Below are 1,953 nucleotides of genomic sequence, written 5' to 3' on the forward strand. Positions count from 1 at the left end.
GCGTTTTCGACGATTTCGCGTTTTTCGGCGTCTTGGGCGCAAATATGAAGCCCTGTCAGGTTTTTCATGAGTTCGAGGAACTGCCTGCGGTTGCGGGCGGTTTGCTCGGGGCTCGGTAGGCTGCGGAGCTTTTCTCGAGATGCGGCCAGATCAATCTCGAGCCTTTGTTTTCGAGTGTCGAAGAGGCTTTTGTCGATTGTTCCATCAATCAGAAGATCGGTGAGGCGATCGAGCCGCTGTTCATCCGCAGCAATCTGCAGCGCCATGGCTTGACGTTGTGCTTCCAGCTGTCCGCTGTTTTCTTCTGCGGCCCAGGCTTTCGACAGTTGTTCCGCTCCTTCAACGGTCATCTCCAGATTTTGCAGCGCCATCAAGATCGCGGCTTCAAGCAGATCTTCACGGATGGTCTTTGTGGGACAGTTCCTTGTTTGACAGCGGTAGTAGACGCGGCCTTTCTGGCGCTCTGGGCTCATTGGCCCTTGGCACAGACCGCATCGAAAGAGGCCGCGGTAAAGATGATTGTGTTGCGTCGATATTTTTCCTAAGCGACTTTCTTTGATCTCTTGGACGTGCTTGAAGAGTGAAGGAGGCACGATCGACTTGTGGATGCCGTGGTAGGTTTGGCCGGACTTTCGAATGACAATCAAGCCTGTGTAGAATGGGTTCTTGAGGATTGTTTCGATACCACAGAGGCTCAGCGGCCTGTTTCGATGGTTCCTTAGGCCGCGACGATTGATCTCTTCTCGCAGCGACCTTAGAGAGTATTGGCCGCTCGCATAGAGATCGAACATGTCCCGGATCAATGGCGCTTTCTGAGGATCAGGGATCTTTGCTTTACCTTTGCCCTGATCAAGATACCCAACTGGTGCTTTGAAGGGATAGAGCCCCTGTTTGAGGCGTCCCTGGATGCCCTTGATGGTCTCTTCGCGCAGGTTGCGGATGTAGTCGGCCGCGATGACGGCCTGGATATCGGCCGTGAGCCGCCCGCCGCGCGAGGTGAAGTCGAGGCTTTCGGTGGCGACATAGACGTTGACGCCTGCGTCGGGCAGTTCGCTGAACATGGCCCAGTCGCGCAGGTTGCGGGCGGAGCGGTCGATCTTGTGGATGATAACGCCAGAGGCGACGCCACGGCGGAGTTGCCTGAGCATCTGGTTGAAGATGGGCCGTCCCCCTTTGGCGGCGGTCTGCTTTTCCTCGAACCACTTGGTGATGGTCAGACCCTTCTGACGCGCAAAGACCTGGATGGCCTCCTTCTGTGCGTCGAGAGAGACCCCTTCGCCTTGCTTCTGGGTGGATACCCGGATGTAGCCAAAACAGGAGTTCATAGATTGGTATTGGGATCCTCAGACTCTACCATATCGTCAGATTTTGGCGACTCGGGTGCATCTGTCGGGGGCCAGGTCCCATCGGCCAGCATGCGCAGGTAGATGCGGCGGCAGAGATCGAGATGGCGTTGCAGGTGTTTGTCGTGCTCCATGCCCTCAGGGTACCGGGGCGTGGCGCCTTGCCTAGACACGCGTTCATGTCGACTGGAGTAGCGGGTGAGTCTTGCAGAGCCATGCCCATGGCGTAAGCTGTGCTTTAGACAATCCCGACAGGAGAGCGATGACCTCACCACCGGGCTGGTCTCGGGGGATCGGAGGGGTTTGACCCCTCCGACGATGATCCCACGCGAGACCAGCCCGGTGGAGGAAGAGGCAGAGACATCGCCCCATCGGGTCGTAGAGCGGCGCTGGCGCCTTAGAGGGTCGTCGGCGGATTACCAGCTTAGAATACGTTTTATGCAAGACTTCTCACAGTGCCTGGCCGAGGCCCGCCGCAAAGCGGGGCTCAACCAGGAAGACTGCGCACACCTGCTCGGTGTGTCGCAAAGCCATATCTCTCGCCTGGAGCTTGGACGGGCCGTCCCGAGCGTGTCCGATCTTTGTGGCATCGGTGTTCTCTTTGGGCGCA

General features: G+C 57.6%; 2 protein-coding genes. One reads left to right on the forward strand and one right to left on the reverse strand.

What is annotated here, in order from left to right; all coding sequences use genetic code 11:
• A partial coding sequence (locus GV827_RS23070; protein ID WP_164356660.1) for a recombinase family protein occupies nt 1–1,325 on the reverse strand: 1,325 nt, incomplete at its 3' end.
• Nucleotides 1,326–1,646: 321 nt separating this feature from the next.
• On the opposite strand from GV827_RS23070, the gene GV827_RS23075 reads away from it, so the two are divergent.
• Nucleotides 1,647–1,953: helix-turn-helix domain-containing protein (locus GV827_RS23075; RefSeq protein ID WP_164356661.1), on the forward strand; the 307-nt coding region annotated here is incomplete at its 3' end.

Origin of the sequence: Sulfitobacter sediminilitoris (genome assembly GCF_010667575.1) — a bacterium.
Classification (GTDB): domain Bacteria; phylum Pseudomonadota; class Alphaproteobacteria; order Rhodobacterales; family Rhodobacteraceae; genus Sulfitobacter; species Sulfitobacter sediminilitoris.